Below are 24,589 nucleotides of genomic sequence, written 5' to 3'. Positions count from 1 at the left end.
TCCGGCAACGCCCGGGTTTTGCCGTACCGCGAAAACACTGACTCGACAATCACAACAAGAGAGCGTGAAACCATGACCCCACAAGACCCCGAACGTCTCCGGCAGCACCCGGACTTCATCCAGCTGGTGCGCCGCAAGCAGCGCCTGACCTGGTCGCTGACCCTGACGATGCTGGCGATTTACTACGGCTTCGTGCTGACGATGGCATTCGCCCCCGGGCTGCTTGGCCAGCCGCTCAACGGCGGCGCCACCAGTATCGGCATTCCTGTGGCGGTAACGGTCATTCTGCTCTCGTTCCTTCTTACCGCTTTCTATGTGCGCCAGACCAACCAGGTGCTCGACCCGCTCGTGGCAAAACTGCAGCAGGAGGCTCAGCAATGAAAGCCTCGCATTTGCTGTTGCTCGGTGCAGGCCTGCTGGCGAGTGGCGCAGCCATCGCCGGTGAAACCGCCGCGCGGCCACTGAACTGGCACGCCATCGGCATGTTCCTGGTGTTCGTGCTGTTCACCCTCGGCATCACCCGCTGGGCCGCATTGCGTACCCGTTCGGCCAGCGACTTCTACACCGCCGGCGGCGGCATCAGCGGCCTGCAGAACGGCCTGGCAATTGCCGGCGACATGATCAGCGCCGCTTCATTCCTGGGCATCTCGGCGATGATCTTCATGGCCGGTTACGACGGCCTGTTGTACTCCCTGGGCGTAGTAGCCGCCTGGCCGATCATCCTGTTCCTGATCGCCGAACGCCTGCGCAACCTCGGCAAGTACACCTTCGCCGACGTGGTCTCGTACCGTCTGGAGCAAACCCCGATCCGCATCGTCGCGGCCGTGGGCACCCTGATCGTGGCACTGATGTACCTGATGGCGCAGATGGTCGGCGCCGGCAAGCTGATCGAACTGCTGTTCGGCATCAGCTACCTGCAGGCAGTGCTGCTGGTGGGCGTGCTGATCGTGTTCTACGTGACCTTCGGCGGCATGCTCGCCACCACCTGGGTACAGATCATCAAGGCGGTGATGCTGCTGTGCGGCGCCACCTTCATGGCGTACGCAGTGCTCAAGCACTTCAACTTCAGCACCGAGGAAATGTTCGCCGGCGCAGCCGCCGTGCATGCCAAGGGCCAGGCGATCATGTCGCCGGGCGGCTTGCTGAGCAACCCCATCGACACCCTGTCGCTCGCCGTCGGCATGATGTTCGGCACCGCCGGCCTGCCGCATATCCTGATGCGCTTCTTCACCGTCAAGGACGCCCGCGAAGCGCGCAAGAGCGTGCTCTATGCCACCGGTTTCATCGGCTACTTCTATGTGCTGCTGATTGCCATCGGCTTCGGCGCCATCGTTATCGTCGGCACTGACGCCTCGTTCCGCGATGCCAGCGGCGCGATTGTCGGCGGCGGCAACATGGTTGCGGTACACCTGGCTCAGGCAGTCGGTGGCAGCCTGTTCCTCGGCTTCATCTCGGCCGTGGCTTTCGCCACCATCCTGGCAGTGGTCGCTGGCCTGGCGTTGTCCGGCGCCTCGGCAGTGGCCCACGACCTGTATGCCTGCGTGATCCGCAAGGGCCAGGCCAGCGAACGCGAAGAAATGCGCATGTCGCGCCTGGCGACGCTGGTAATCGGCGCACTGGCGGTGATTCTCGGCCTGCTGTTCGAGTCGCAGAACATTGCCTTCCTGTCGGGCCTGGTGCTGGCCATTGCCGCCTCGGTCAACTTCCCGGTGCTGTTCCTCTCGATGTTCTGGAAAGGCCTGACCACCCGTGGCGCCGTCGCCGGCAGCCTGGTCGGCCTGGCTTCCGCCGTCATCCTGCTGGTGCTGAGCCCGGTGGTCTGGGTCGGCGTGCTGCACCACGAGAAGGCGCTGTTCCCTTACTCGAACCCGGCGCTGTTCTCGATGACGCTGGCGTTCCTCGGTGCCTGGGTGTTCTCGGTAACCGATCGCTCGGAGCGTGCGCAAACCGAGCGTGGCCGTTACCTGGCCCAATTCATCCGCTCCATGACCGGCATCGGCGCAGCCGCCGCCAATCGCCACTGACTCAACGGAAGCATAATAACAATGACTTATTTCCGTTCTAACGCGCCGCTGCTGGCGGCGCTCGGCCTGGCCATCTCCCCGGTGGCCATGGCGGGCTTCATTGAAGACAGCAAAGGCAGCCTGGAGCTGCGCAACCACTACCTCAACCGCGACTTCCGCCAGAGCGGCGCGCCGCAGGCCAAGGCCGAGGAATGGGGCCAGGGCTTTACCGCGCGCCTGGAATCAGGTTTCACCGAAGGCACTGTCGGCGTTGGCCTCGACGCCATCGGCGAGCTGGGTATCAAGCTCGACTCCAGCCGCGACCGGCGCGGCACCGGCCTGCTGCCGTTTGGCCCGACCAGTCACGAACCGGTGGACGACTACAGCGAACTGGGCCTGACCGCCAAGCTGCGCGCTTCGAAAAGCACCCTGCGCCTGGGCACCCTGCAGCCGACGCTGCCGGTAGTCACCTATAACGACACCCGCCTGCTGTCGGCGACCTTTCAGGGTGGCATGCTGACCTCCCAGGAGATCGACGGCCTGACCTTCAACGGCGGCCGCCTGACCCGCGCCAACCTGCGCGATTCGTCCAGCCGCGACGATATCGGTTACAGCGCAGCCACCAGCGACGCCTTCGACTTCGCCGGCGGCAGCTACGCGATCAACCCGCAACTGGCCGTCAGCTACTACTACGGCAAGCTGGAAGACATCTACCGCCAGCAGTTCGTCGGCCTGGTGCACAGCCTGCCGCTGGGTGGTGGCTTCAGCCTGCGCAGCGACCTGCGCTACTTCGACAGCCGCGAAGACGGCCAGCGCCGCGCGGGGGTGATCGACAACCGCAACTTCAACGGCATGCTCAGCCTCAGCCATGGCGGCCACCGGCTCAGCACGGGCTGGCAGAGCATGTCTGGCGACAGCGCCTTTCCCTTCCTCAACGGTGGTGACCCTTACTCGGTGAACCTGGTGACCTTCAACACCTTCACCCGCGCCGAGGAAGACGCCTGGCAACTGCGCTACGACTACGACTTCGTCGCCCTCGGCATCCCCGGCCTGAGTTTCATGACCCGCTACGTGGATGGCCGCAACGCCCGCACCGCCACCGGTGACCACGGTGAAGAGTGGGAACGCGACAGCGACCTCGTCTACGTGGTGCAAAGCGGCCCACTGAAGAACCTGAGCCTGCGCTGGCGCAACGTGACCTTCCGCTCCGGTAACGGCCTGACCACCGACGTCGATGAGAACCGCCTGATCCTCGGCTACACCCTGGCCCTCTGGTAAGACTTGCGGCCGGCCCCACGGGCGCCGGCCGCCCCCGACACCCTGGAGAATGTTTGATGAGCAACAACCCTACCCTGCAGAGTTTCATCGGCGGCCGCTGGATCGGCCAGCACGGCGCCCAGACCCTGCGTAGCGCGATCAATGGCCAGCCACTGGCGTGCACCCATGAAGAGGTGCTGGACTTCGCTGAAGCCGTCGCCCATGCCCGCCAGCGCGGCATCGCCGAACTGATGGCGATGGATTTCCAGCAGCGCGCCGCACGCCTCAAGGCCCTCGGCAAGTTCTTGCTCGAGCGTAAAGAGCAGTTGTACGCGCTGTCTCACCACAGCGGTGCGACCCGCGCCGACAGCTGGATCGACATCGAAGGCGGCGCCGGCACCCTGTTCGCCTACGCCAGCATGGGCAGCCGCGAGCTGCCGTCCGGCAATGTAGTGCATGAAGGCCCGGTCATCCCGCTGGGCAAGAACAACACCTTCGCCGGCAGCCACATTCTGGTACCGCGCGGCGGCGTCGCCGTGCACATCAACGCCTTCAACTTCCCGATCTGGGGCATGCTCGAAAAGTTCGCCCCAAGCTTCCTCGCCGGCATGCCGTGCATCGTCAAGCCGGCCACCGCCACCAGCTACCTGACCGAAGCCACCGTGCGCCTGATGGATGAGTCCGGCCTGCTGCCAGCCGGCAGCCTGCAGCTGATCGTCGGCGGCACCGGCGACCTGCTCGACCGCCTGCAGGGCCAGGACGTGGTGACCTTCACCGGCTCCGCCGACACCGCCGCCAAGCTGCGCGTCAACGCCAATCTGGTGCGCAATTCGATTCCGTTCAACGCCGAGGCCGACTCGCTGAACTGCGCGATCCTCGCCCCGGAAGTCACCCCGGACGACGAAGAGTTCGACCTGTTCGTCAGGGAAATCGCCCGCGAGATGACCACCAAGGCCGGCCAGAAGTGCACCGCGATTCGCCGTGCCATCGTTCCGGCCAAGCACATCGACGCGGTGGCCGAGCGCCTGCGTGAGCGCCTGGCCAAGGTAGTGGTCGGTGACCCGTCGGTAGAAGGCGTGAAAATGGGCGCACTGGCGTCGCACGCCCAACAGGCCGACGTTGCCGAGCGCGTTGCCGCACTGCTGGAGTCGAGCGACCTGCTGTTCGGCGCCAAAGACGGCTTTGCCCCGCGTGGCGAGGGCGTCAACGAAGGTGCCTTCTTCGCCCCGACCCTGCTGCGCAGCCGCGACCCGCATGCCGAAGGCGGCGCCCACGACATCGAGGCGTTCGGCCCGGTCAGCACCCTGATGGCCTACGACGATCTCGACGAAGCCATTGCCCTGGCCGCCCGCGGCAAAGGCAGCCTGGTCGCCAGCCTGATCACCAAGGACCCACGCGTGGCCGCCAAGGTGGTACCTGCTGCCGCTGCGCTGCACGGTCGCCTGCACATCCTCGACCGCGAATCGGCGGCCGAATCCACCGGCCACGGCTCGCCGCTGCCGCAACTCAAGCACGGTGGCCCGGGTCGCGCCGGTGGTGGCGAAGAGCTCGGCGGCCTGCGCGCGGTCAAGCACTACCTGCAACGCACCGCGGTACAAGGCTCGCCGAGCATGCTCATGGCGGTCACCGGTGAGTACGTCCGTGGCGCCAAGGTCTACGAGACCGAAGTGCACCCGTTCCGTCGCCACTTCGAAGACCTGCAGATCGGCGAGTCGCTGCTGACTCACCGCCGCACCGTCACCGAGTCGGATCTGGTCAACTTCGGCTGCCTGTCGGGCGATCACTTCTACATGCACTTCGACGACATCGCCGCCAAGGACTCGCAGTTCGGCAAGCGCATCGCCCACGGCTACTTCGTGCTGTCGGCTGCCGCCGGCCTGTTCGTCTCCCCAGGTGTGGGCCCGGTACTGGCCAACTACGGCCTGGACACCCTGCGCTTCATTACGCCGGTGGGCATCGGCGACACCATCCAGGCGCGCCTGACCTGCAAGCGCAAGATCGACCAGGGCAAGGTCAGCCCGAAAGGCGAGCCGCAAGGTGTAGTGGCGTGGGACGTCGAGGTGACCAACCAGAACGGCGAGCTGTGCGCCAGCTACGACATCCTCACCCTGGTGGTGAAGCGCAACGCCTGATGTAGCCCAGAGGGGCTGCCATGCAGCCCCATCGCAGTGGGAGCGGGTTTACCCGCGAAGCATTCAACGCGATGCAGAGGTCTTGCCGGCAGTGACCTTTGTTCGATCTTCCTGACATCTGCGCTGCCTGTACCGGCCTCTTCGCGGGCAAGCCCGCTCCAACAGGTACATCGCAGGTTTCAGAATTCCCGCAGGACCTGTAGGAGCAGGCGGCAGCCCCGACTTGGCTAGATGACCTTGGCGCAGAACAGGTCCTGATTGCCGTCTGCAGCACTGCTGCGCACCACCAGGGCATAGTTGCCCGAGCGCAGGTTGTCGAGCGGCAAGGGGGCGACCTTCACCAGCTCCATACCCGGGCCATGCAGGTCTGAACGCACGGTGTCATTCATCGAGTAAGCCGGCTTGCCACTCAGGGCGCCGCACCCACCTGCATAGAGGTAGGTGTAGAGCCGCGCAGGAAGGCTGGTTGAATCCGGCACACCACTGACAGCGATGCGGATTTGCGTCTCGCTGCCCATTCATACCAGGCTGGCCAGGGCGATATGCCCGGCGTTGTCCTGGGTTGCATTCAGCGGGACGTTGACGACCTGATGATCAGCACACCCTGACAGCCATCCGGCCGCCATCAGCAGTGCTAGCGAAGATAGAATCTTCATCGTAGGACTCCTTACAAGCAGTACGCATGAAAGTTATCCCCCTGTTAATTCTAGCGGGGCTGCCTGTGCGAGCTGTTCTTCAGATGACCGGTCTGCGGGGAGACGCAGGTGCAGAAACCAAAAAAGGCGACCCTTTCGGATCGCCTTTTCTGTACCGCCAGCAGGGGCGGATTTGATTTGGTAGGCACAATTGGACTCGAACCAACGACCCCCACCATGTCAAGGTGGTGCTCTAACCAACTGAGCTATGTGCCTGCTGTGAGGCGGCATTCTACGGAATCGGACGACCGTGTCAACTCTTTTTTTCTAGCTAAACCACTGAATAACAAAAGTATTTGTGAAAACCCCGAGTAAAGGATTTTCAACACACGACTAGCGGGTGTTTATTATTATTGATAGCATCGGTACAGTCGTAAAAAATATAACACAGAGGTTTCGCAGCATGGCCAACACCCCCTACCCACAGTCCTACTACGCCGCATCGGCCAATCCGGTTCCGCCGCGCCCGGCGCTGCAGGAAGAGGTACAGACCGATGTCTGCGTGATCGGCGCCGGCTATACCGGTTTGTCCAGCGCCTTGTTCCTGCTGGAGGCGGGCTTCAGTGTGACCGTGCTGGAAGCCGCCAAGGTCGGTTTCGGCGCATCGGGCCGCAACGGCGGCCAGATCGTCAACAGCTACAGCCGTGACATCGACGTCATCGAGCGCACCGTTGGCCCCAAGCAGGCGCAACTGCTCGGGCACATGGCATTCGAAGGCGGGCGCATCATCCGTGAGCGCGTGGCCAAGTACAACATCCAGTGCGACCTGAAAGACGGCGGTGTATTCGCTGCCCTGACCGCCAAGCAAATGGGTCACCTGGAATCGCAAAAGCGCCTGTGGGAACGCTTCGGCCATACCCAGCTGGAACTGATGGACCAGAAGCGCATTCGTGAAGTGGTCGACTGCGACCAATACCTGGGCGGCATGCTCGACATGAGCGGCGGCCACATCCACCCGCTGAACCTGGCCCTGGGCGAAGCTGCCGCAGTCGAGTCGCTGGGCGGCAAGATCTACGAGCAGTCCCCGGCTGTACGCATCGAGCGTGGCGCCAACCCGGTCATCCATACCCCGCAGGGTAAAGTACGCGCCAAGTTCGTCATCGTTGCCGGTAACGCCTACCTGGGCAACCTGGTGCCGGAACTGGCGGCCAAGTCCATGCCATGCGGCACTCAGGTGATCACCACCGAGCCACTGGGCGAAGACCTGGCGCGCAGCCTGCTGCCGCAAGACTACTGCGTCGAAGACTGCAACTACCTGCTCGACTACTACCGGCTGACCGGCGACAAGCGCCTGATCTTCGGCGGTGGCGTGGTTTATGGTGCACGCGACCCGGCCAACATCGAGGCGATCATTCGTCCGAAGATGCTCAAGGCCTTCCCGCAACTCAAAGACGTGAAGATCGACTACGCCTGGACCGGTAACTTCCTGCTGACCCTGTCGCGCCTGCCACAGGTTGGCCGCCTGGGCGACAACATCTACTACTCCCAGGGTTGCAGTGGCCACGGCGTCACCTACACCCACCTGGCGGGCAAGGTACTGGCCGAAGCCCTGCGTGGTCAGGCCGAGCGTTTCGATGCCTTCGCCGAGCTGCCGCACTACCCGTTCCCGGGTGGCCAGTTGCTGCGCGTACCGTTCAGCGCCCTCGGCGCCTGGTACTACAGCCTGCGCGACCGCCTGGGCTTCTAAGCCCGGGCCCGGCCAGTGCCGTCACTGCCCCAGGGTGCTGACGGCCTGGCGCGCCGCTTGTTCCTGGCCCGCCTGGGCCAGGTCATTGGCCGCTTTCAGCCAGCGCTGACGGTCAACCTGAGCCGGCAACTGATTCGGTTGCTGGACCAGCACCGCCCAACTCCCCTCCTTGTTCCAGGCCGACGTGAAATCGTCGAAGTCCATCAGCATGCGCCGGTGCATGCCGGTACGCAGCAGCACCCGCTGCTTGTAGCGGTCGTAGCCGACCAGCAAGGCGTAGCGCCGCTCGCCCCAGAACGCCGAGCCTTCCTCATAGTGCAGCAGCACCGGATTACCGGCGGCCACCTGCGTCAACAGCGCGTCCAGTTTCGGCTCCAGCGGATAAACCACCATGCCGTATTGACGGGCCACGGTCTGCATCGACTCCTGCAGCTTGTCGATGCCTTGCGGCAAGCCCAGCGGTTGCTCCAGCAGCCCCGGGGTAATGCGCACGCCCTGTTGCGACAGGATCGCCGCCAGCGCCATCGGCGCACTCTGGTTGGCATTGCCGCGGTAGAACGGTACCGATCCGATTTCTACCCGCTGCGGCAGGCCCTTGATCGGCGCCGGCGGCTGGCTGGCACAGCCGACCAAAGCCAGGGCCAGCGCACAAGTGGCCAGCAAACGACGCGGGGCGACGCAAAAGGATGAAGCAGACAGTGGCAGCATGAACACTCGCTTGTGCTGATGCCCGGCAGACAGCGCCCGGCCTTGGGGAGCGATCATAAGGCCGGCGGGCCGCGCGGGTATAGTCCGACGGTGGCTTAGAACAAAGTGGCCCAAGGCGCTAGACCATCGGTCAATAGCCTGCAACATGGCCTGGGCTAGACTGTAGTCGTGTCCTCGTGGCAAGCATCATGGGCTGGCCAGGGACCTGAGGAGGCACACATGAGCCTGACGATGGCAATCTTCCTGCTGGTTGGCGCCTGGTTGAGCGTAGCTGCGGCGATGCTCTGGGGCGTGCTGCGCATTGCCCGCCGCCATCACCCGCACCACACCTTGCCAAAACAGACCGGCGAACCGATCCCCACCCGGCGCAGCCGCCGGCACGCCAACGCGCACTGAAAACAAAAAGGGCCAGCAGATGCTGGCCCTTACTTTTACTACTGCGATCAGCCCTCGGCGGCTTCACGCTTGAGGCGTGCCCGACGCGACAGGATGTTCAGCGCTTCGATCGCGGTAGAGAACGCCATCGCTGCATACACATAGCCTTTCGGTACGTGGGCGCCAAAGCCTTCGGCGATCAGGGTCATACCGATCATGATCAGGAAGCCCAGGGCCAGCATCACCACGGTCGGGTTGTCGTTGATGAACTTGGCCAGCGGATCGGCAGCCACCAACATCACGATCACGGCACTGATCACGGCGATGATCATGATCGGCAGGTGCTCGGTCATGCCCACGGCGGTGATGATGCTGTCGATCGAGAAGACGATGTCCAGCAGCAGGATCTGACCGATAGCGGCGGCAAAGCCCAGAGTGATGGTCGAAGACGCTTTGCTTTCTTCCTTGGCCCGCGGATCGACGCTCTCATGGATCTCGGTGGTCGCCTTCCACAGCAGGAACAGACCACCGGCGATGAGGATCATGTCCTTCCAGGAGAAGGTATGGCCGAACACGTCAATGACAGGCTCGGTCAGCTGCACGATCCAGGCAATGGTACTGAGCAGGCCCAGGCGCATCACCAGCGCCATGCTGATACCGATACGGCGCGCCTTGGAACGGAATTCCTCAGGCAACTTGTTGGTAAGGATGGAGATGAAAATCAGGTTGTCGATGCCCAGCACGATCTCCATGGCCACCAGGGTGGCCAGGGCTACCCAGGCGGTCGGGCTTGCAGCGAGTTCCAACAAGTATTCCATGAATCATTCCTGCATCGAGGTTAGGGGTGGTTCAGATTTCTTTGGCGCTGTCGTCGCGCTCAATTTTTTCAGCCTTCGCGCCCTCGGAGCCGGTGGCTTCGCTGAGGGCCTGTTGCGCGGCTTCGTTGGTCTTGTCGATGGCTTCCTTGGCTGATTCCGCGGCCTGGTTGAGCATTTGCTGGGCGGATTTCTCGGCCTGCTCGCAACCGCTCATGGCAAACAGGGCCAGCAGCAACACCAGGGGTGTTCCGATGGATTTGAGGTTCAACATCTGTGGTTCTCCGTGTCGATGATCAGCGCCCACTCGGTGGCACCGTAATGGCGGGAATTCTAAATACCTTAATACATCAGGAAAATTCGTATTTTCAGCGGTTATACTTCGGTTTTTACGAATCGGGAACATCCATGCTCAACTACCGACAGCTGCATTACTTCTGGGTGGTGGCCCGCACCGGCAGCATTGTGCGGGCCGGCGAGCAGCTGAACCTGACCCCGCAGACCATCAGCGGGCAGATCAGCCTGCTCGAGCAAACCTATGGTATCGAGCTGTTTCGACGGGTCGGGCGGCAACTGGAACTGACCGAAAGCGGCCGCCAGGCCCTGACCTACGCCGAGCAGATGTTCCAGATTGGCGGTGAGCTGGAGGCCATGCTGCGCACCCGCCCGGACGAACAGCAGATCCTGTTCCGGGTCGGGGTTGCCGATGTGGTGCCCAAGTCCATCGTCTACCGCCTGTTGGCGCCCACCATGGAGATGGAAGACGCCCTGCGCCTGAGTTGCCGGGAAGACAAACTGGAACGCTTGCTGGCCGACCTTGCGATCCAGCGCCTGGACCTGGTGATCTCCGACAGCCCCATGCCCAGCCACCTGGACATCAAGGGCGTGAGCCAGCGCCTGGGGGAATGCGGCATCAGCTTTTTCGCCACCCCGGCCCTGGCCGCTCAGGTGGGCACGGATTTTCCGGCTTGCCTGCAGCACGCGCCGATGCTGATCCCCGGCCAGGAAACCGTGGTGCGCAGCCGCTTGCTGCGCTGGCTGGCCGAGCAGCAGATTCAACCGCGCATTGTCGGTGAGTTCGACGACAGCGCCTTGATGCAGGCCTTCGGTCAGTCCGGCAGCGGGATTTTCATCGGCCCCAGCGTGATTGCCGACGAGGTCTGCCGGCAATACGGCGTCGAGCTGATTGGCCAGACCGACGCGGTCATCGAATCGTTCTATGCCATTTCGGTGGAACGCAAGGTCAAGCACCCCGGCATCGTTGCCATCACCGAGGGCGCACGCCGCCAGTTGTTCAACTGGTAGTGCGGGTGGCGTCCATGCGCATCAGCCCCAGGGCCAGCAGCACGGAGAGGCCGATCAGCACGGCAGCGGCATAGCCGAGGCTGGCCAGCCCGACGCTGTCGATCACCCGACCACCAATGATCGCCCCCAGGCCAATCCCCAGGTTGCCGCCGGCAATGTTCAACGATGCGGCAAAAGCAGGTGCCTGGGGCGCGGCCTTGATCAAGCGCACATGGCTGACCAGAAACAGCGCCGCCTGGGTCGCGCCCCAGATGGCCAGGGCAGCGATCAGGCCGTAGGTGGAGTGAATGCTTGGCACCAGGGCAATCAGGCCCACCAGCATCAACGCGCAAAAGCCGCCGGAGGCCAGCAGCGGATGGCGATCCACTGCGCGTCCGCCGAGGCTGTTGCCGATCAGCCCCACCGCACCGAAGCCCATCAGGTACCAGCCCACCCGCGCGCCATCAAACCCGGCCAGGCGTTCGAGGATATCGGCGAGGTAGGTGTAGGCGGTGAACATACCGCTGAACACCAGCACCGACAGCAGCACATGGCCCTGCAGCAAGCGGCTGCGCAAAATGCCGAACTGACCACGCAACGAAGTGGCCTGGTTGTGCCGGGGCGTACGCGGCAGATACAGGTGAAGCAGCAGCGCCTTTACCAGCGCCAGCCCGGCCAGCATGGCAAACGCCGCCCGCCAGCCCAGCGCGTCGCCCACCAGGGTGCCGACCGGAATACCGAACACCGTGGCGCAGACTACGCCAAAGCTGATCTTGGAAATCGCCCGCCCGGCATAGGCCGGCCCGACAATGTCTACCGCCGTTTCACTGGCCAACGCCCAGAACACTGGCAAGCCCAAGGCCGGCAACAGTCGCGCCAGGCCCATGACGTAGATATTCGGGGCCAGCGCCGCCAAGGCATTGCAGGCGGCAAACAACAGCAAGGTGCCGACAAACAGGCGCTTGCGATCAAAGCGGGCGCACCAGGCCGTCAGAAACGGCCCAAAGCAGGCCACGGTAAAGGCAAACAGGGTCACCAGCAGCCCGGCCTGGGGCACGCTGACCGCCAGGTCGCGGGCGATCCCCGGCAACAGGCCGACAATTACGAACTCGGTGGTCAACACAGTGAAACCGGCCGCAGCCAGCAACAGAATCGGCAATAACATCTACACTCCAGCGGTTTAAACATCCACGGCGCTGTGGCGTTTTGAGGGGCGCGCATACTACACCCCAGCCCAGCTGACTGACACAGGGCAATCACCCTTCTGGCGCGCTGTGCTAAAGTCGCGCCCCTTTCGTGGCCCGATTGCCCGACGCCACCTCCTTTCCGGCGTCACCCCGGGCTGGCTGCCCCTCTTTACCGCTGAGAAACACCCGACATGACACCCGTTCTAAAGCTGTTGAACCGTACCAGCCTGGTAGTGCAGATCATGATCGGCCTGGTGGCCGGCATTGCCCTGGCCCTGATCGCGCCTGAGGTTGCGATGAACCTCGGCTTCATCGGCAAGGTGTTCGTCTCCGCCCTGAAGGCCGTGGCGCCGGTGCTGGTGTTCATTCTGGTGATGGCCTCCATCGCCAACCACAAACACGGTACCGAAACCCACATCCGCCCGATCCTGGTGCTGTACCTGTTCGGTACCTTTGCCGCAGCGGTGGTTGCGGTGGTCGCCAGCATGGCCTTCCCGTCACACCTGGCCCTGAGCACCTCCGAGGTGGCCCTGAGCGCCCCGGGCGGCATCACTGAAGTGCTGCAAAGCCTGCTGCTGAGCGTGGTCGACAACCCGGTGAGCGCACTGATGAACGCCAACTTCATCGGCATCCTGGCCTGGGCCATCGGCCTCGGCGTGGCGATTCGTCATGCCGGCCAGACCACCCGCACCGTGGTTGAAGACCTGTCCAACGGCGTTACCCTGATCGTTCGTGTGGTCATTCGCTTTGCCCCGCTGGGCATTTTCGGCCTGGTGGCCTCGACCCTGGCGCAGTCGGGCCTGAATGCACTGCTCGGCTACCTGCACCTGCTGGCCGTGCTGATTGGCTGCATGCTGTTTGTCGCACTGGTGATGAACCCGCTGATCGTGTTCTGGAAAATCCGTCGCAACCCTTACCCACTGGTACTGCTGTGCCTGCGTGAAAGCGGCATTACGGCCTTCTTCACCCGCAGCTCGGCCGCCAACATCCCGGTCAACCTGGCCTTGAGCGAGCGCCTGGGGCTGCATGAAGACACCTACTCGGTGTCGATCCCGCTGGGCGCGACCATCAACATGGCCGGTGCCGCCATCACCATTACCGTGCTGACCCTGGCCGCCGTGCACACCCTGGGCATCGCGGTCGACATTCCTACGGCCATCCTGCTCAGCGTTGTCGCCGCCGTCTGCGCCTGTGGCGCTTCGGGTGTCGCCGGTGGCTCGCTGCTGCTGATCCCGCTGGCCTGCAGCCTGTTCGGCATTCCCAGCGAGATCGCCATGCAGGTAGTGGCTGTAGGCTTCATTATCGGGGTTTTGCAAGACTCGGCGGAAACCGCGCTGAACTCCTCCACCGACGTGCTGTTCACCGCTGCGGCGTGCATGGCCGAAGAACGTCGCGCCTCCTGAGCCCGACCGCTGCCGGTGCGCACTGCACCGGCAGCTTGTGTTTTACCCTGTCCCGCACCTAGGCTAGTGGCCTTACTTCGCACAGAGACAGGGCCATGTCCGACGAACTCCACTCCCCTTCCGAAGCCCGCTTCACCCCCATCGAGGTCCGTGTGCTCGGTTCGCTGATCGAAAAGCAGGCCACCAGCCCGGAAACCTACCCACTGACCTTGAATGCCCTGGTACTGGCCTGCAACCAGAAGACCAGCCGCGAGCCGGTGATGAACCTCAGCCAGGGCCAGGTTGGCCAGGCCTTGCGTGCCCTTGAAGGCCAGGGCCTGACCCGCCTGCAGATGGGTAGCCGCGCCGACCGCTGGGAACAGCGCGTCGACAAAGCACTGGAACTGGTGCCGGCGCAGGTCACTCTGCTGGGCCTGATGTTTTTGCGCGGCCCGCAGACGGTCAACGAACTGCTGACCCGCAGCAACCGCATGCATGATTTCGAGGACAGCGAGCAGGTCGTGCATCAGCTTGAACGCCTGATTGCCCGTGGCTTTGCCTTGCACCTGCCGCGCCAGGCCGGCCAGCGTGAAGACCGTTACACCCATGCACTGGGCGACCCGGCGGAGATCGAGGCCATTCTTGCTGCCCGCCAGCAAGGGCCGGAGCGCAGCGGCGGCGCGGTGTCGCTGGAGCGCATCGAGGCGCTGGAGGCGCGGATTGCCGCGCTGGAAGAGCGGCTGGCGGCGCTGGAGTAACCCTCTGCGGTGCGCCTGCCCTACCGCGTCATCGTTCTTCGCGGGCAAGCCCCGCTCCCACAGGTATCGCAGGGGTCTGTGCGTAGGCTACGGCCTGCGCCACCTGCTCCGCTGTTGGCCGCACGCCGGTGTACAGCACAAACTGCTCCAGCGCCTGCAAGGCAATCACCTCCAACCCGGTAATCACCGCCTTGCCCTGGCGTTCGGCTTCGATAATCAACGGCGTGCGCGCCGGCATCGCCACTACATCAAAGACCCGTTGCGCCGCAGCAATCGCGTCACGACTGAACGCCAGCTGGTCAGCCTCGACACCACCGGCCATACCGACCGGCGTGACATTGACCAGCATCGGCGGGCACAGATCGCCCAGCTCCCTCTGCCAGCGGTAACCACAGCTGTCCGCCAACTGTCGCCCGGCCTGCTCATTACGGGCAACGATGATGCCTTGCTCGAATCCGGCATCGCGCAGGGCGCTGGCCACGGCCTTGGCCATGCCGCCGCTGCCGCGCAAGGCAAAAGCGGTGTCCGGGTCGACATTATGCTGCTCAAGCAGCTGGCGCACGGCCAGGTAATCGGTGTTGTACGCCTTGAGTCGCCCACCGTCGTTGACCAGGGTGTTGATCGACTCGATGGCCGCCGCCGAGGGGTCGATTTCGTCGACCAGGGCCATGCAGGCTTCTTTGTAGGGCATCGATACCCCGCAACCGCGAATGCCCAGCGCGCGAATGCCGCCCACTGCCGCAGGCAGGTCCTGGGTGGTCATCGCCTTGTAGTAGTAGTCGAGGCCCAGCAGCTCATACAGGTGATTGTGAAAGCGCACGCCAAAGGTGCCGGGACGCCCCGCCAGCGAGATGCACAGCACTGTATCTTTACCGGGAATATGGGCCATTTGCCGCTCCTTTGGAATCAAGTGGACATTATGCACAGCGACCACCCCTACCGCTGATCGGCGCTTACAAAACCTTTACTCAGACCCCCTGTGCAACGCCCGGTTCCCGCTGTCTCATAGAGTATCCCTGGCATCAGGGTCGCACTGTGAGGCGTCACCATGAACCGTCATGTTGCAACAATCACCCTGCTGGTCGGCGCTCTGGCTGCCAGCGGGCAGGCAGCCGCCGGTGGCGGCCACGGGGGCCACGGCGACCATGGCTGGTACGGCCCGGGCGCAGTGGTAGGTGCTGCGGTGGTCGGCGCAGTTGTCGGCTCGGCACTCTATGGCGCACGTGACCGCACGGTGTATGTCCAGCCCCAACCGGTCTACTACGGCCCGCCACCGGTGTATTACCAGTCACCACCGCACGTGTTTTACCAGCCCCGGCCGTATCCGGTGGTGATCGAGCGCTACCCGCCGCCGCCCTATTACCAGGAGCGCTACTACGGTCCACCCCCTGTCTATTACGGGCCGCCGCGCTGGTAAGCGATGCCGATGATGAGCACTATCAAGCCGGTTGATTTCAACCGGCTGCTCACGCCACGTAAGGTAGGGTCATGTTTCGCAGGAGAACCCCCATGGCCCGCATCAGTATCATGTCTGTCATCGGCAGCGCCGTCCCCGCCCCGCTCAGGAAGCTGGGCCTGCTGGCGTGCTGGTACCTGGTTCGCGATGGCGAAGCAGTCTCCGGGCCAATGACCTCGCTGCCTGCCGCCCAGGCCCTGGCCAGCCAGCTCGAGAGTACTCGCTGGCAAGCCTGAAACGTTGGATCCTTTTATCGTGCGTTGCTCCGCACACCCCCTTGCCCCGCCTTATGGCGGGGCTTTTTATGGGCGGACGAACGGGACTTGGATTAAGTTTTTTTCATCTGCACCCTAACGTCGCACAGGCAATCGACAGCAATTGAGCCATACTCCAAAATGCAGCGGTTTTTTGGGGGAAAACCCTTGCACAGCCAACAACATACCAACTATTAGTGAGCCTCGACGTGAAAACCTCCCTATCCATCCTAAGCCTGCTGCTGTTGCTCACGGGTACCGCGACTGTCACTCCGGTCGCCGCTGCGCAACCCCCTGTCCAGGAACAACGCGATCCTTCCAAGCTGCACCTGGCTTCCGGCGCCGCTCTGCTGATCGATCTGCAGACCAACAAGGTGCTATACGCCAACAACGCAGACCGGGTGGTGCCTATCGCCTCGGTGACCAAGCTGATGACCGGCATGGTGGTGCTTGATGCCAAGCAGAACATGGACGAGATGCTCACCATGACCATCGCCCAGAACAAGGAGATGAAAGGGGTCTATTCGCGCGTGCGCCTGGGCAGCCAGCTCAGCCGTCGGGAGACGCTGCTGATTACCCTGATGTCATCGGAGAACCGTGCGGCTTCGACCCTGGCTCACAACTATCCAGGCGGCTACAACGCGTTTATCAAAGCCATGAACGCCAAGGCCAAGGCGTTGGGCATGACCAAAACGCGCTACGTAGAACCCACCGGGTTATCGCCTAGCAACGTGTCGACCGCCCGCGACCTGGGCAAGCTGCTGCTGGCGGCGCGCAACTACCCGATGCTGAGCCAGTTGAGCACCACCCGCGAGAAGACCGTGGCGTTCAGCAAGCCCAACTACACCCTGGGCTTTCGCAACACCGACCACCTGGTCAACAAGAGCAACTGGGACATCAACCTGACCAAGACCGGCTTCACCAACGATGCCGGCCACTGCCTGGTGCTGTTGACCAAGATGGACAACCGACCGGTGGCGATGGTGATTCTTGACGCCTTTGGCAAGTACACCCATTTCGCCGACGCCAGCCGCATGCGCCAGTGGCTGGAGACTGGCAGCACCAAACCGGCTCCGGCTGTGGCCATGCGCTACAAGTCAGACCGCAGCCAGAACCGTCCGGCGGACTGACCCACCGGGCCTGTGCGCCTTGCGCGCCAGGCCCGTTGTTTTATTCAGGCGGTGGTACTGACCATGGTGCCGGAGGTGCTGCCGCCACTGTCCAGCAAGGCTTTGAGCAACTGCGCGGTGGCCGACTGGATTGAGCCGGAAATGGTACTCACCGCCGCCTGAGCACCGGCAACCGCCGAGGCCTTGGCGGTCTCTTCCATATTGCTGGCCATCACCTGTTGCAGCTGCTTCTGCGCTTCGGCCAACTGCTTTTGCAGTTGCTTGATCATTTCGCGCAGCTGTTTGATGTGCGCCGGTTCGCTGCTTTCGCTGGATTCGGCCTTGCTGCTCTTGTCTGCAGCAGCGCTTTGGGTAGCGCCGGAGAGGTCGACTTTCAGCGTGCCCTCTTCTGCCTTGGCCGCCGTCGCCTGGGTACCAGCGTCGACACTGCCCACGCCAACGGCTGCGCTGCTCGACGGGCTCTGGCTGATCGATACGGCATTGATGCCAATCATGCTTATCATCCTGATGGTGTTTGGGTTGACTTGGGTATCGGCCGTTAGCCGAGAAACTTGAGCACAGCCGCCAGGCATAAATTTACCCTCCTGCCGCTCGTCCCTCCTGATACCCGCGTTTTGCCCCGTGGCCCGCCTGCGTGCCAGGGCAAGGCGTTCCGATCAGCCCAGCAACGAGATGGCAATGACCACGACCCGCTCCCGCAAAGCTCTGTACATCGGCCTGCCCCTTGCCCTGGTGGTGGCCTTGGGCGCTAGTGCTGCCGGTTACTTCTACCTGCAGCAAAGCGCTGGCTACCCGCGCAAGATCGTCGAACAGGCCAATGCCCTGCATGAGCACATGCTGTCGTTCGACAGCCATATCACCGTGCCATTGACGTTTGGCGCCGAAGGCAACGAGGCGGACAAGGACGGGCGTGGCCAGTTCGACCTGATCAAGGCAGGCAAAGGCCGCCTGTCGGGTGCGGCGCTGACCATATTCGGCTGGCCCGAACTGTGGAACGGCCCCAATGCCCCGCATCGCCCTACTCCGGGTTTTGTCGACGAGGCCAGGCACCAGCAGGAAGTACGCTACAAGATCATCAGCAACATGGTGCGCGAGTTTCCCAACCAGGTCGGCATTGCCTACACCCCGGAAGACTTTCGGCGCCTGAATGGCGAAGGCAAGTTCGCCATCTTCATCAGCATGCTCAATGCCTACCCGCTAGGGCGTGACCTGTCCCAGCTGGACCTGTGGGCCGCACGCGGCATGCGCATGTTCGGTTTCAGCTATGTGGCCAACAATGACTGGGCCGACTCGTCACGCCCGCTGCCGTTTTTCAACGACACCCCGGACGCGCTGGGGGGCCTTTCGCCATTGGGTGAACAGGCGGTGGCGCGCTTGAATGACCTGGGGGTGATCATCGATGTGTCGCAGATGTCGACCCTGGCCCTGGAAGACGTCGCCCGCCTGAGCCGCACGCCGATGGTGGCATCGCACTCGGCGCCACGGGCCCTGGTGGATATCCCGCGCAACCTCAGCGACAAGGAAATGCAGCTGATCAAAAACAGCGGCGGCGTGCTGCAGGTGGTGGCCTTCGGCACCTACCTCAAACCGTTGAGCAAGCCGAGCCTGGAGAAACTCGAAGCCCTGCGTGCGCGCTTCGACCTGCAACCGCTGCAAGGCCTGGCCAACGCCCTGATACCGGGTGATGCGGTGATCGCCATCTGGCCGGAAAAGCGCTTTGGCGAGTACGCCGGCACGCTCTACGACATCGTCGAGCAAGAGCCCAAGGCCGACCTCAAGGCCTATGGCGACGCCATCGACTATGCCGTGAAGAAGATGGGCATCGACCACGTTGGCATCAGCTCGGACTTCAACGACGGGGGCGGCCTTGAAGGCTGGAAGGATGTCAGCGAGATCCGCAACGTCACCGCCGAGCTGCTCAGCCGCGGCTATTCGGAGGCCGATATTGCCAAGCTGTGGGGCGGCAACTTCCTGCGCGTGTGGGCCGATGTGCAAAAGGCCGCACGCCCTGTCGCCAGCCTCTCCACTCCTTGAACAGGCAGCCTTCGAGATGACTGACCGTCGAACCTTCCTCAAGCAGGCAGGCCTGCTCGCCGCCAGCCTGCCGCTGCTGCCCGAGGCGCTGGCCGGCGCGGCACCGGCATTGAGCGGCAAAGACAAATGGCAGCAGTTGCGCCAGCTGTTTCCCCTGGACCCGAACTACGCGCATTTCGCCAACTTCCTGGTCACCGCTCATCCTGAGCCGGTACAGGACGCCATCGATTACTACCGCGCCCAGATCGACCGCCACCCGGCGCGCTGGGTCGACTGGGAAAGCGAAATCGAATGGCAGCGCGAGGGCGAGGTGCGCGGCTGGGCCGCCCGCTACCTGGCCGTGCGCCCGCGGCAGATTGCCCTGACCGGTAGCACCACCGAGGGCCTGGGCATGATCTATGGCCGCCTCAAGGTCGCCCCCGGGCAGGAAATTCTCACCACCGAACACGAGCATTACGCCACGCGCAAAACCCTCGAATTCCGCCAGCGCAACGAAGGCACGACGGTGCGCAAGCTGCGCCTGTTCCAGCACCCGCGAGAGATCTCCAGCGATCAGGTACTGAGCACGCTCGACAAGGCCATTAACGCCAACACCCGGGTACTGGGCATGACCTGGGTGCATTCAGGCAGCGGGGTCAAGCTGCCCATCGGCGAGATCGGCGAACTGGTGCGCGCGCACAACCGCGACCGTGACGAAGACCAACGCATTCTCTACGTGGTCGACGGCGTGCATGGCTTTGGCGTCGAGAATGCCAACTTTGCCGACTTCAACTGCGACTATTTCATCTCCGGAACGCACAAGTGGATGTTCGGCCCGCGCGGCACCGGGATCATCTGCGCTGCCAGCGAGTCGATGCGCAACCTGGTACCGACCTTTGCCACCTTCTCCGAAGACAAGGACTTCGCCACCATCATGACCCCCGGTGGCTACCACGCCTTCGAGCACCGCTGGGCATTGGGCAAGGCGTTCGAGCTGCACCTGCAACTGGGCAAGGCCGATGTCCAGGCACGCATTCACCAGCTCAACAACTACCTCAAACAACGCCTGCTCGAACACCGGGCCATCGAACTGGTGACACCGCTGAGCGCCGAGTACTCGGCGGGCTTCACCTTCATGCGCGTCAAGGACCAGGACTCCGACGCGCTGGCCGCCTACCTCAACCACCACCGCATCGTCGTCGATGCCGTGGACCGCGACGTCGGCCCGGTGCTGCGCATGGCGCCCGGCCTGCTCAACAACGAGCAGGAAATCGACCGGGCAGTGGACCTCCTGATCAAAAAAACCTGAATAGGCGCACTCATGTCTTTATCGCTCCCCTTCTACCGTTCGCTGGCCGCTGCGGTGGCCCTCCTGGGACTGTCCAGCGCCCAGGCCGCTACCCCCGGCGCACCCGGCAGCGTGTTCCGTGACTGCACCGCGGCCTGCCCGGAAATGGTCGTGCTGCCTGCCGGCAGCTACCCGATGGGCACCCCGGATGACGAAGTCGGTCGCCAGCCCGACGAAGGCCCCCTGCACACAGTGACCTTTGCCAGGCCGTTTGCGATCAGCCGCTTCCAGGTCACCGCCGGTGAATGGGATGCCTACCTGCGCGAAGCGGGTGTGACCATTGCCGATGGCGATACCCGTCCCGGCCGCGAATGCAAAGCCAGCAAGCCACGTTACAAACAGGACCCGCGCCAGCCCGCCGTGTGCATGAGTTACCACGATGTCCAGGCCTACACCCAGTGGCTGTCGAAGAAGACCGGCAAGCACTACCGCATGGTCAGCGAGGCGCAGCGCGAATACGCCGCCCGCGCGGGCAGTACTGGCCCCTTCCCGTTCGCCATGGACCCCGACGGCGACTACCAGATCACCCGCAATGCCAACACCTACGGCCCGCGGGACGGCTACAGCTTCAGCTCGCCGGTAGGCAGTTACCCGGCGAATGCCTTCGGCGTTTACGACATGCATGGCAACGTCTACGAATGGGTCGCCGACTGCTGGCACGAGAACTATGTCGGCGCTCCCACCGATGGCAGTGCCTGGGTCGAACCGGGCTGTACCACGCGGCATATCCGTGGCAACGACTGGGGCGAAGCACCGATCTTTTCACGCTCCGGCAACCGTAACGACCGCCCTGCCGACACCCGTGGCGACTGGCTCGGCCTGCGCGTAGTGCGCGAACTCTGACGCCCGGCGCACGGCCGGGCAAATCCGGGCCGCGCGCTAAATTCCCCCACTGCCCACTCGTTTTCAAGCTAGATCCCCTGCTGCGACTCGCCGCCGCAGGGCCTGCTTTCTCATGCACTCGCCCAGCCTTCATTCAAGGAATTCACGCCCATGAGCCAGACGACTTCGCACGACACGCTCCACGACATGATCAGCGTGGGCTTCGGCCCTTCCAACCTGGCATTGGCCATTGCCCTGCAAGAACGCGCACAAAGCAGCGGCCAGTCGCTGAAGTCGCTGTTCATCGACAAACAGCAGGACTACCGCTGGCACGGCAACACCCTGGCGACCCAGAGCGAGCTGCAGATTTCGTTTCTCAAAGACCTGGTCTCACTGCGCAACCCCACCAGCCCCTACAGCTTCGTCAACTACCTGCACAAGCAAGGCCGCCTGGTCGACTTCATCAACCTGGGCACCTTTTACCCGTGCCGCCTGGAGTTCAACGACTACCTGCGCTGGGTGGCCGAGCACTTCAGCGACCAGGCCGTTTACGGTGAAGAAGTGGTGCGTATCGAACCGCACCTGGGCGGCGATACCGTTGACCTGCTCAAGCTGGTATCGCGCGACAGCCAGGGCCGCGAACACACGCGCCTGACCCGCTCGGTGGTGGTCGGCAGCGGCGGCTCGCCGCGCATTCCGGCGGCCTTTGCACCGTTCAAGCACGACAAACGCGTGTTCCACCACTCCCGTTACCTGGCTGCTCTGGAACAGCTGCCGTGTGCTCAAGGCCAGGCCATGCGCATCGCCATTATCGGCTCCGGCCAGAGTGCGGCCGAAGCCTTCATCGACCTCAACGACAGCTTCCCGTCGGTGAAGGTCGACATGATCCTGCGCTCATCGGCGCTGAAACCCGCCGACGACAGCCCCTTCGTCAACGAAATCTTCGCCCCGGCCTACACCGACCTGGTATTCGACCAGCAACCCCAGGACCGCGAGAAGCTGATCGAGCAGTACCACAACACCAACTACTCGGTGGTCGACATCGACCTGATCGAGCGCATCTACGGCATCCTCTACCGCCAGAAGGTTGCCCATCAGTTCCGCCACTCGGTGCTGTGCCGCCGCGAAGTGGAAGCCGTCAGCGCCCGCGATCAGGGGATCGAATTGACCTTGCGCGACCATGCCACCGGCAAAGACCAGACCCATCGCTATGACGCGGTGATCCTCGCCACCGGCTACGAGCGGCGTTCGCACCGCGAATTGCTGGCGCCGCTGCAGGACTACCTGCAGGACTACCAGGTAGACCGCCACTACCGCGCCCTGAGCGATGAACGCCTCACCGCCAGTGTTTACCTGCAGGGTTTCTGCGAAGCCTCTCACGGCCTGAGCGACACCCTGCTGTCAGTGCTGCCGGCGCGCGCCGATGAAATCAGCCAGTCGCTGTACCGCGCCCTGAACACTCCACTGGCCACGCGCACACGCGCCCTGGCTGCCGACCTGATCAACGCCTGAAGCGAGTGACGTCCATGACCCGTCCATCCCGCAGCGCTGTGCGTGACCTGTTCGGCCTGCTCAAACCGTTCTGGCCGCTGGTGGCGCTGTCTATCGCTTTGGGCATGATCGGTGGCCTCAGCGTGACCACGCTGCTGGCCACCATCAACGGCGCCTTGCACAACGACAGCGGCCTGACCCAGGGCGTTGTCCTGGGCTTTGCCGGCTTGTGCGTGCTGGCCTTGCTCAGTTCGATCGGCTCTGACATCGGCACCAACCACGTCGGCCAGCACATCATCGCCACCCTGCGCAAACAGCTCGGCGAAAAAGTGCTGTCGGCACCCATCGAGCAGATCGAACGCTACCGCAGCCACCGCCTGATCCCGGTACTGACCCACGACGTCGATACCATCAGCGACTTCGCCTTCGCCTTTGCCCCCCTGGCGATTTCGCTGACCGTGGTACTCGGCTGTCTGGGCTACCTGGCGATGCTGTCGTGGCCGATGTTCCTGCTGATACTGGTGGCGATCGCCCTCGGTACTGCCGTGCAGTTCATCGCCCGTTCCCGTGGCCTGCAAGGTTTTGAAGCCGCTCGTGAAGCGGAAGACGAACTGCAAAAGCACTACCACGCGATTGCCGAAGGCGCCAAGGAACTGCGCATTCACCGGCCTCGGCGCCAGCGCATGTTCCAGCAAGGTATCCAGGCCACGGCCGAGCGCATCTGCAGCACGCAGATCCGTTCGATCAACACCTTCGTGATTGCCAAGAGCTTTGGCTCGATGCTGTTCTTCGTAGTGATCGGCCTGGCCCTGGCCATGCAATCGCTGTGGCCCAGCGACAACAAAACCGCGATGAGCGGCTTTGTACTGGTGCTGCTGTACATGAAAGGCCCGCTCGATCACCTGATCAGCACTTTGCCGATTGTGAGCCGGGCGCAGATCGCCTTTCGCCGCATCGCCGAACTGTCGCAGCAGTTCTCTTCGCCCGAGCCGCATTTGCTGCTCAGCGACAGCAAAAAAGCACCGGCGCAGGTGCACAGCCTGGAGCTTGTCGATGTCACCTACAGCTTCCCGCGGGTAGAAGGTGTCGAACCGTTTTGCCTGGGCCCGGTCAATGTGCGCATCGAGCAAGGCGAGATCATTTTCATCGTCGGTGAAAACGGCTGTGGCAAAACCACGCTGATCAAGCTGTTGCTCGGCCTCTATGCGCCTCAGGGGGGCAGCATCACCCTCAACGGCGCAGCGGTCAGCGCCGAGAACCGCGACGACTACCGACAGTTGTTCACCACCATTTTTGCCGACTACTACCTGTTCGACGATGTGGTTCAGGGCGACACGCAGATCCCGGCCGATGCCGACCGCTACCTGCGACGCCTGGAGATCGACCACAAAGTCCGCGTGCAAAACGGTGTATTCAGCACCACCGACCTGTCGACCGGCCAACGCAAACGCCTGGCACTGCTCAACGCCTGGCTGGAAGAGCGCCCGGTACTGGTATTCGACGAATGGGCCGCCGACCAGGACCCGACCTTCCGGCGCATCTTCTACACAGAGCTGTTGCCCGACCTCAAGCGCCTGGGCAAAACCATCATCGTCATCTCCCACGACGATCGCTACTTCGATGCCGCCGATCAGTTGCTGCGCATGAAAGCCGGCAACGTGGTCACCCAGTTACATCCCGCCTGAACCTTCTCTTTTAAAAAAATGGCCCGCCGCGAAGTTTTTTTTCCGGAATGCGGGCCTGCAAACGTCTCATCATCAGTAATCAAAATCATTATCAATAAATAGCCAAT

Annotated in this window: 25 protein-coding genes and 1 tRNA gene; 17 read left to right on the top strand and 9 right to left on the bottom strand. The window is 63.2% G+C overall.

The annotated features are described in order from the left end of the window. Positions 1 to 72: 72 nt before the first annotated feature. From DM813_RS18440 to paaZ, 4 genes are read left to right on the top strand one after another with little or no spacing between them, the layout of a single operon-like run. Positions 73 to 381: a DUF485 domain-containing protein gene (locus DM813_RS18440; RefSeq protein WP_128324813.1), complete on the top strand. Its 309-nt coding sequence runs from the start codon at positions 73 to 75 to the stop codon at positions 379 to 381. Continuing rightward, positions 378 to 2,024 carry a cation acetate symporter gene (locus DM813_RS18435; RefSeq protein WP_128324812.1) on the top strand — a complete coding sequence of 549 codons (1,647 nt, stop codon included), beginning with the start codon at positions 378 to 380 and terminating at the stop codon, positions 2,022 to 2,024. The genes DM813_RS18440 and DM813_RS18435 overlap by 4 nt, the downstream gene beginning before the upstream one ends. 21 nt (positions 2,025 to 2,045) lie before the next feature. Continuing rightward, entirely contained in the window at positions 2,046 to 3,281 is a 1,236-nt protein-coding gene (locus tag DM813_RS18430; protein WP_128324811.1) for an OprD family porin, read from the top strand. A 56-nt stretch (positions 3,282 to 3,337) separates the two neighbouring features. Continuing rightward, complete coding sequence (gene paaZ, locus DM813_RS18425; RefSeq protein ID WP_128324810.1) at positions 3,338 to 5,392, top strand: phenylacetic acid degradation bifunctional protein PaaZ; 2,055 nt, start codon at positions 3,338 to 3,340, stop codon at positions 5,390 to 5,392. 227 nt (positions 5,393 to 5,619) lie between these two features. On the opposite strand, the gene DM813_RS18420 is transcribed toward paaZ, so the two are convergent. The 3 genes from DM813_RS18420 to DM813_RS18415 all read right to left on the bottom strand — a co-directional run bounded on the left by DM813_RS18420 (position 5,620) and on the right by DM813_RS18415 (position 6,303). Beyond that, a complete protein-coding gene (locus tag DM813_RS18420; protein WP_241653196.1) occupies positions 5,620 to 5,910 on the bottom strand; it encodes a hypothetical protein in 291 nt (96 codons plus the stop codon). After that, a complete protein-coding gene (locus DM813_RS28685) occupies positions 5,911 to 6,048 on the bottom strand; it encodes a YgdI/YgdR family lipoprotein (RefSeq protein WP_241653195.1) in 138 nt (45 codons plus the stop codon). Between the two features lie 178 nt (positions 6,049 to 6,226). Beyond that, positions 6,227 to 6,303 (bottom strand) — tRNA-Val (locus DM813_RS18415). Between the two features lie 187 nt (positions 6,304 to 6,490). On the opposite strand from DM813_RS18415, the gene DM813_RS18410 reads away from it, so the two are divergent. Beyond that, positions 6,491 to 7,774 (top strand): NAD(P)/FAD-dependent oxidoreductase, encoded by a 1,284-nt coding sequence (locus DM813_RS18410; protein ID WP_128324809.1) that lies wholly within the window; start codon positions 6,491 to 6,493, stop codon positions 7,772 to 7,774. Between the two features lie 21 nt (positions 7,775 to 7,795). On the opposite strand, the gene DM813_RS18405 is transcribed toward DM813_RS18410, so the two are convergent. Beyond that, the gene (locus DM813_RS18405) at positions 7,796 to 8,539 is read right to left on the bottom strand and encodes a PA2778 family cysteine peptidase (protein ID WP_128324808.1); all 744 of its coding nucleotides are present in this window, start codon (positions 8,537 to 8,539) and stop codon (positions 7,796 to 7,798) included. A gap of 162 nt (positions 8,540 to 8,701) precedes the next feature. Here DM813_RS18405 and DM813_RS28475 point away from each other — a divergent pair, with 162 nt between their 5' ends. Beyond that, on the top strand, positions 8,702 to 8,878 hold the full coding sequence (locus DM813_RS28475; protein ID WP_164897263.1) for a hypothetical protein: 177 nt from the start codon (positions 8,702 to 8,704) through the stop codon (positions 8,876 to 8,878). A gap of 47 nt (positions 8,879 to 8,925) precedes the next feature. Here DM813_RS28475 and DM813_RS18400 read toward each other — a convergent pair whose 3' ends face one another. Together DM813_RS18400 and DM813_RS18395 are read right to left on the bottom strand one after the other, a co-directional pair. Then, a complete protein-coding gene (locus tag DM813_RS18400) occupies positions 8,926 to 9,675 on the bottom strand; it encodes a TerC family protein (protein ID WP_128324807.1) in 750 nt (249 codons plus the stop codon). 31 nt (positions 9,676 to 9,706) lie between these two features. Next, complete coding sequence (locus DM813_RS18395) at positions 9,707 to 9,946, bottom strand: hypothetical protein (protein ID WP_128324806.1); 240 nt, start codon at positions 9,944 to 9,946, stop codon at positions 9,707 to 9,709. A 134-nt stretch (positions 9,947 to 10,080) separates the two neighbouring features. Between DM813_RS18395 and nhaR the strand changes: the two genes are divergently transcribed. Further along, positions 10,081 to 10,977, top strand: coding sequence for a transcriptional activator NhaR (gene nhaR / locus DM813_RS18390; RefSeq protein WP_128324805.1), 897 nt, complete (start codon positions 10,081 to 10,083; stop codon positions 10,975 to 10,977). Here nhaR and DM813_RS18385 read toward each other — a convergent pair. Further along, positions 10,967 to 12,121: an MFS transporter gene (locus DM813_RS18385; RefSeq protein ID WP_128324804.1), complete on the bottom strand. Its 1,155-nt coding sequence runs from the start codon at positions 12,119 to 12,121 to the stop codon at positions 10,967 to 10,969. The genes nhaR and DM813_RS18385 overlap by 11 nt on opposite strands. A 213-nt stretch (positions 12,122 to 12,334) precedes the next feature. Here DM813_RS18385 and sstT point away from each other — a divergent pair, with 213 nt between their 5' ends. Together sstT and DM813_RS18375 are read left to right on the top strand one after the other, a co-directional pair. Continuing rightward, positions 12,335 to 13,546: a serine/threonine transporter SstT gene (sstT, locus tag DM813_RS18380; RefSeq protein ID WP_128324803.1), complete on the top strand. Its 1,212-nt coding sequence runs from the start codon at positions 12,335 to 12,337 to the stop codon at positions 13,544 to 13,546. Positions 13,547 to 13,641: 95 nt separating this feature from the next. Continuing rightward, entirely contained in the window at positions 13,642 to 14,283 is a 642-nt protein-coding gene (locus DM813_RS18375) for a YceH family protein (protein WP_128324802.1), read from the top strand. A gap of 28 nt (positions 14,284 to 14,311) precedes the next feature. On the opposite strand, the gene DM813_RS18370 is transcribed toward DM813_RS18375, so the two are convergent. Then, on the bottom strand, positions 14,312 to 15,172 hold the full coding sequence (locus DM813_RS18370; protein ID WP_128324801.1) for a shikimate 5-dehydrogenase: 861 nt from the start codon (positions 15,170 to 15,172) through the stop codon (positions 14,312 to 14,314). Positions 15,173 to 15,331: 159 nt separating this feature from the next. On the opposite strand from DM813_RS18370, the gene DM813_RS18365 reads away from it, so the two are divergent. The 3 genes from DM813_RS18365 to pbpG all read left to right on the top strand — a co-directional run bounded on the left by DM813_RS18365 (position 15,332) and on the right by pbpG (position 17,123). Next, entirely contained in the window at positions 15,332 to 15,700 is a 369-nt protein-coding gene (locus DM813_RS18365; protein WP_128324800.1) for a hypothetical protein, read from the top strand. Between the two features lie 92 nt (positions 15,701 to 15,792). Further along, positions 15,793 to 15,975 (top strand): hypothetical protein, encoded by a 183-nt coding sequence (locus DM813_RS18360; RefSeq protein WP_128324799.1) that lies wholly within the window; start codon positions 15,793 to 15,795, stop codon positions 15,973 to 15,975. Positions 15,976 to 16,202: 227 nt separating this feature from the next. Beyond that, complete coding sequence (gene pbpG / locus DM813_RS18355; protein ID WP_128324798.1) at positions 16,203 to 17,123, top strand: D-alanyl-D-alanine endopeptidase; 921 nt, start codon at positions 16,203 to 16,205, stop codon at positions 17,121 to 17,123. Positions 17,124 to 17,167: 44 nt separating this feature from the next. On the opposite strand, the gene DM813_RS18350 is transcribed toward pbpG, so the two are convergent. Then, a complete protein-coding gene (locus DM813_RS18350) occupies positions 17,168 to 17,617 on the bottom strand; it encodes a hypothetical protein (protein ID WP_128324797.1) in 450 nt (149 codons plus the stop codon). Positions 17,618 to 17,801: 184 nt separating this feature from the next. Between DM813_RS18350 and pvdM the strand changes: the two genes are divergently transcribed. The 5 genes from pvdM to DM813_RS18325 all read left to right on the top strand — a co-directional run bounded on the left by pvdM (position 17,802) and on the right by DM813_RS18325 (position 24,482). Continuing rightward, positions 17,802 to 19,157 carry a pyoverdine-tailoring dipeptidase-like protein PvdM gene (gene pvdM / locus DM813_RS18345; RefSeq protein WP_128324796.1) on the top strand — a complete coding sequence of 452 codons (1,356 nt, stop codon included), beginning with the start codon at positions 17,802 to 17,804 and terminating at the stop codon, positions 19,155 to 19,157. A 16-nt stretch (positions 19,158 to 19,173) separates the two neighbouring features. Next, entirely contained in the window at positions 19,174 to 20,445 is a 1,272-nt protein-coding gene (locus DM813_RS18340; protein ID WP_128324795.1) for an aminotransferase class V-fold PLP-dependent enzyme, read from the top strand. Between the two features lie 12 nt (positions 20,446 to 20,457). After that, positions 20,458 to 21,327, top strand: a complete 870-nt coding sequence (locus DM813_RS18335) for a formylglycine-generating enzyme family protein (RefSeq protein ID WP_128324794.1) — start codon at positions 20,458 to 20,460, stop codon at positions 21,325 to 21,327. Positions 21,328 to 21,477: 150 nt separating this feature from the next. Then, entirely contained in the window at positions 21,478 to 22,818 is a 1,341-nt protein-coding gene (locus tag DM813_RS18330) for a lysine N(6)-hydroxylase/L-ornithine N(5)-oxygenase family protein (protein WP_128324793.1), read from the top strand. A gap of 14 nt (positions 22,819 to 22,832) precedes the next feature. After that, on the top strand, positions 22,833 to 24,482 hold the full coding sequence (locus DM813_RS18325; RefSeq protein WP_128324792.1) for a cyclic peptide export ABC transporter: 1,650 nt from the start codon (positions 22,833 to 22,835) through the stop codon (positions 24,480 to 24,482). The last annotated feature ends 107 nt before the right edge of the window (positions 24,483 to 24,589 follow it).

Origin of the sequence: Pseudomonas alkylphenolica, from assembly GCF_004025535.1 — a bacterium.
Taxonomy (GTDB): Bacteria; Pseudomonadota; Gammaproteobacteria; order Pseudomonadales; family Pseudomonadaceae; genus Aquipseudomonas; species Aquipseudomonas alkylphenolica_A.
This window is presented reverse-complemented; position numbering and strand designations above follow the sequence as displayed.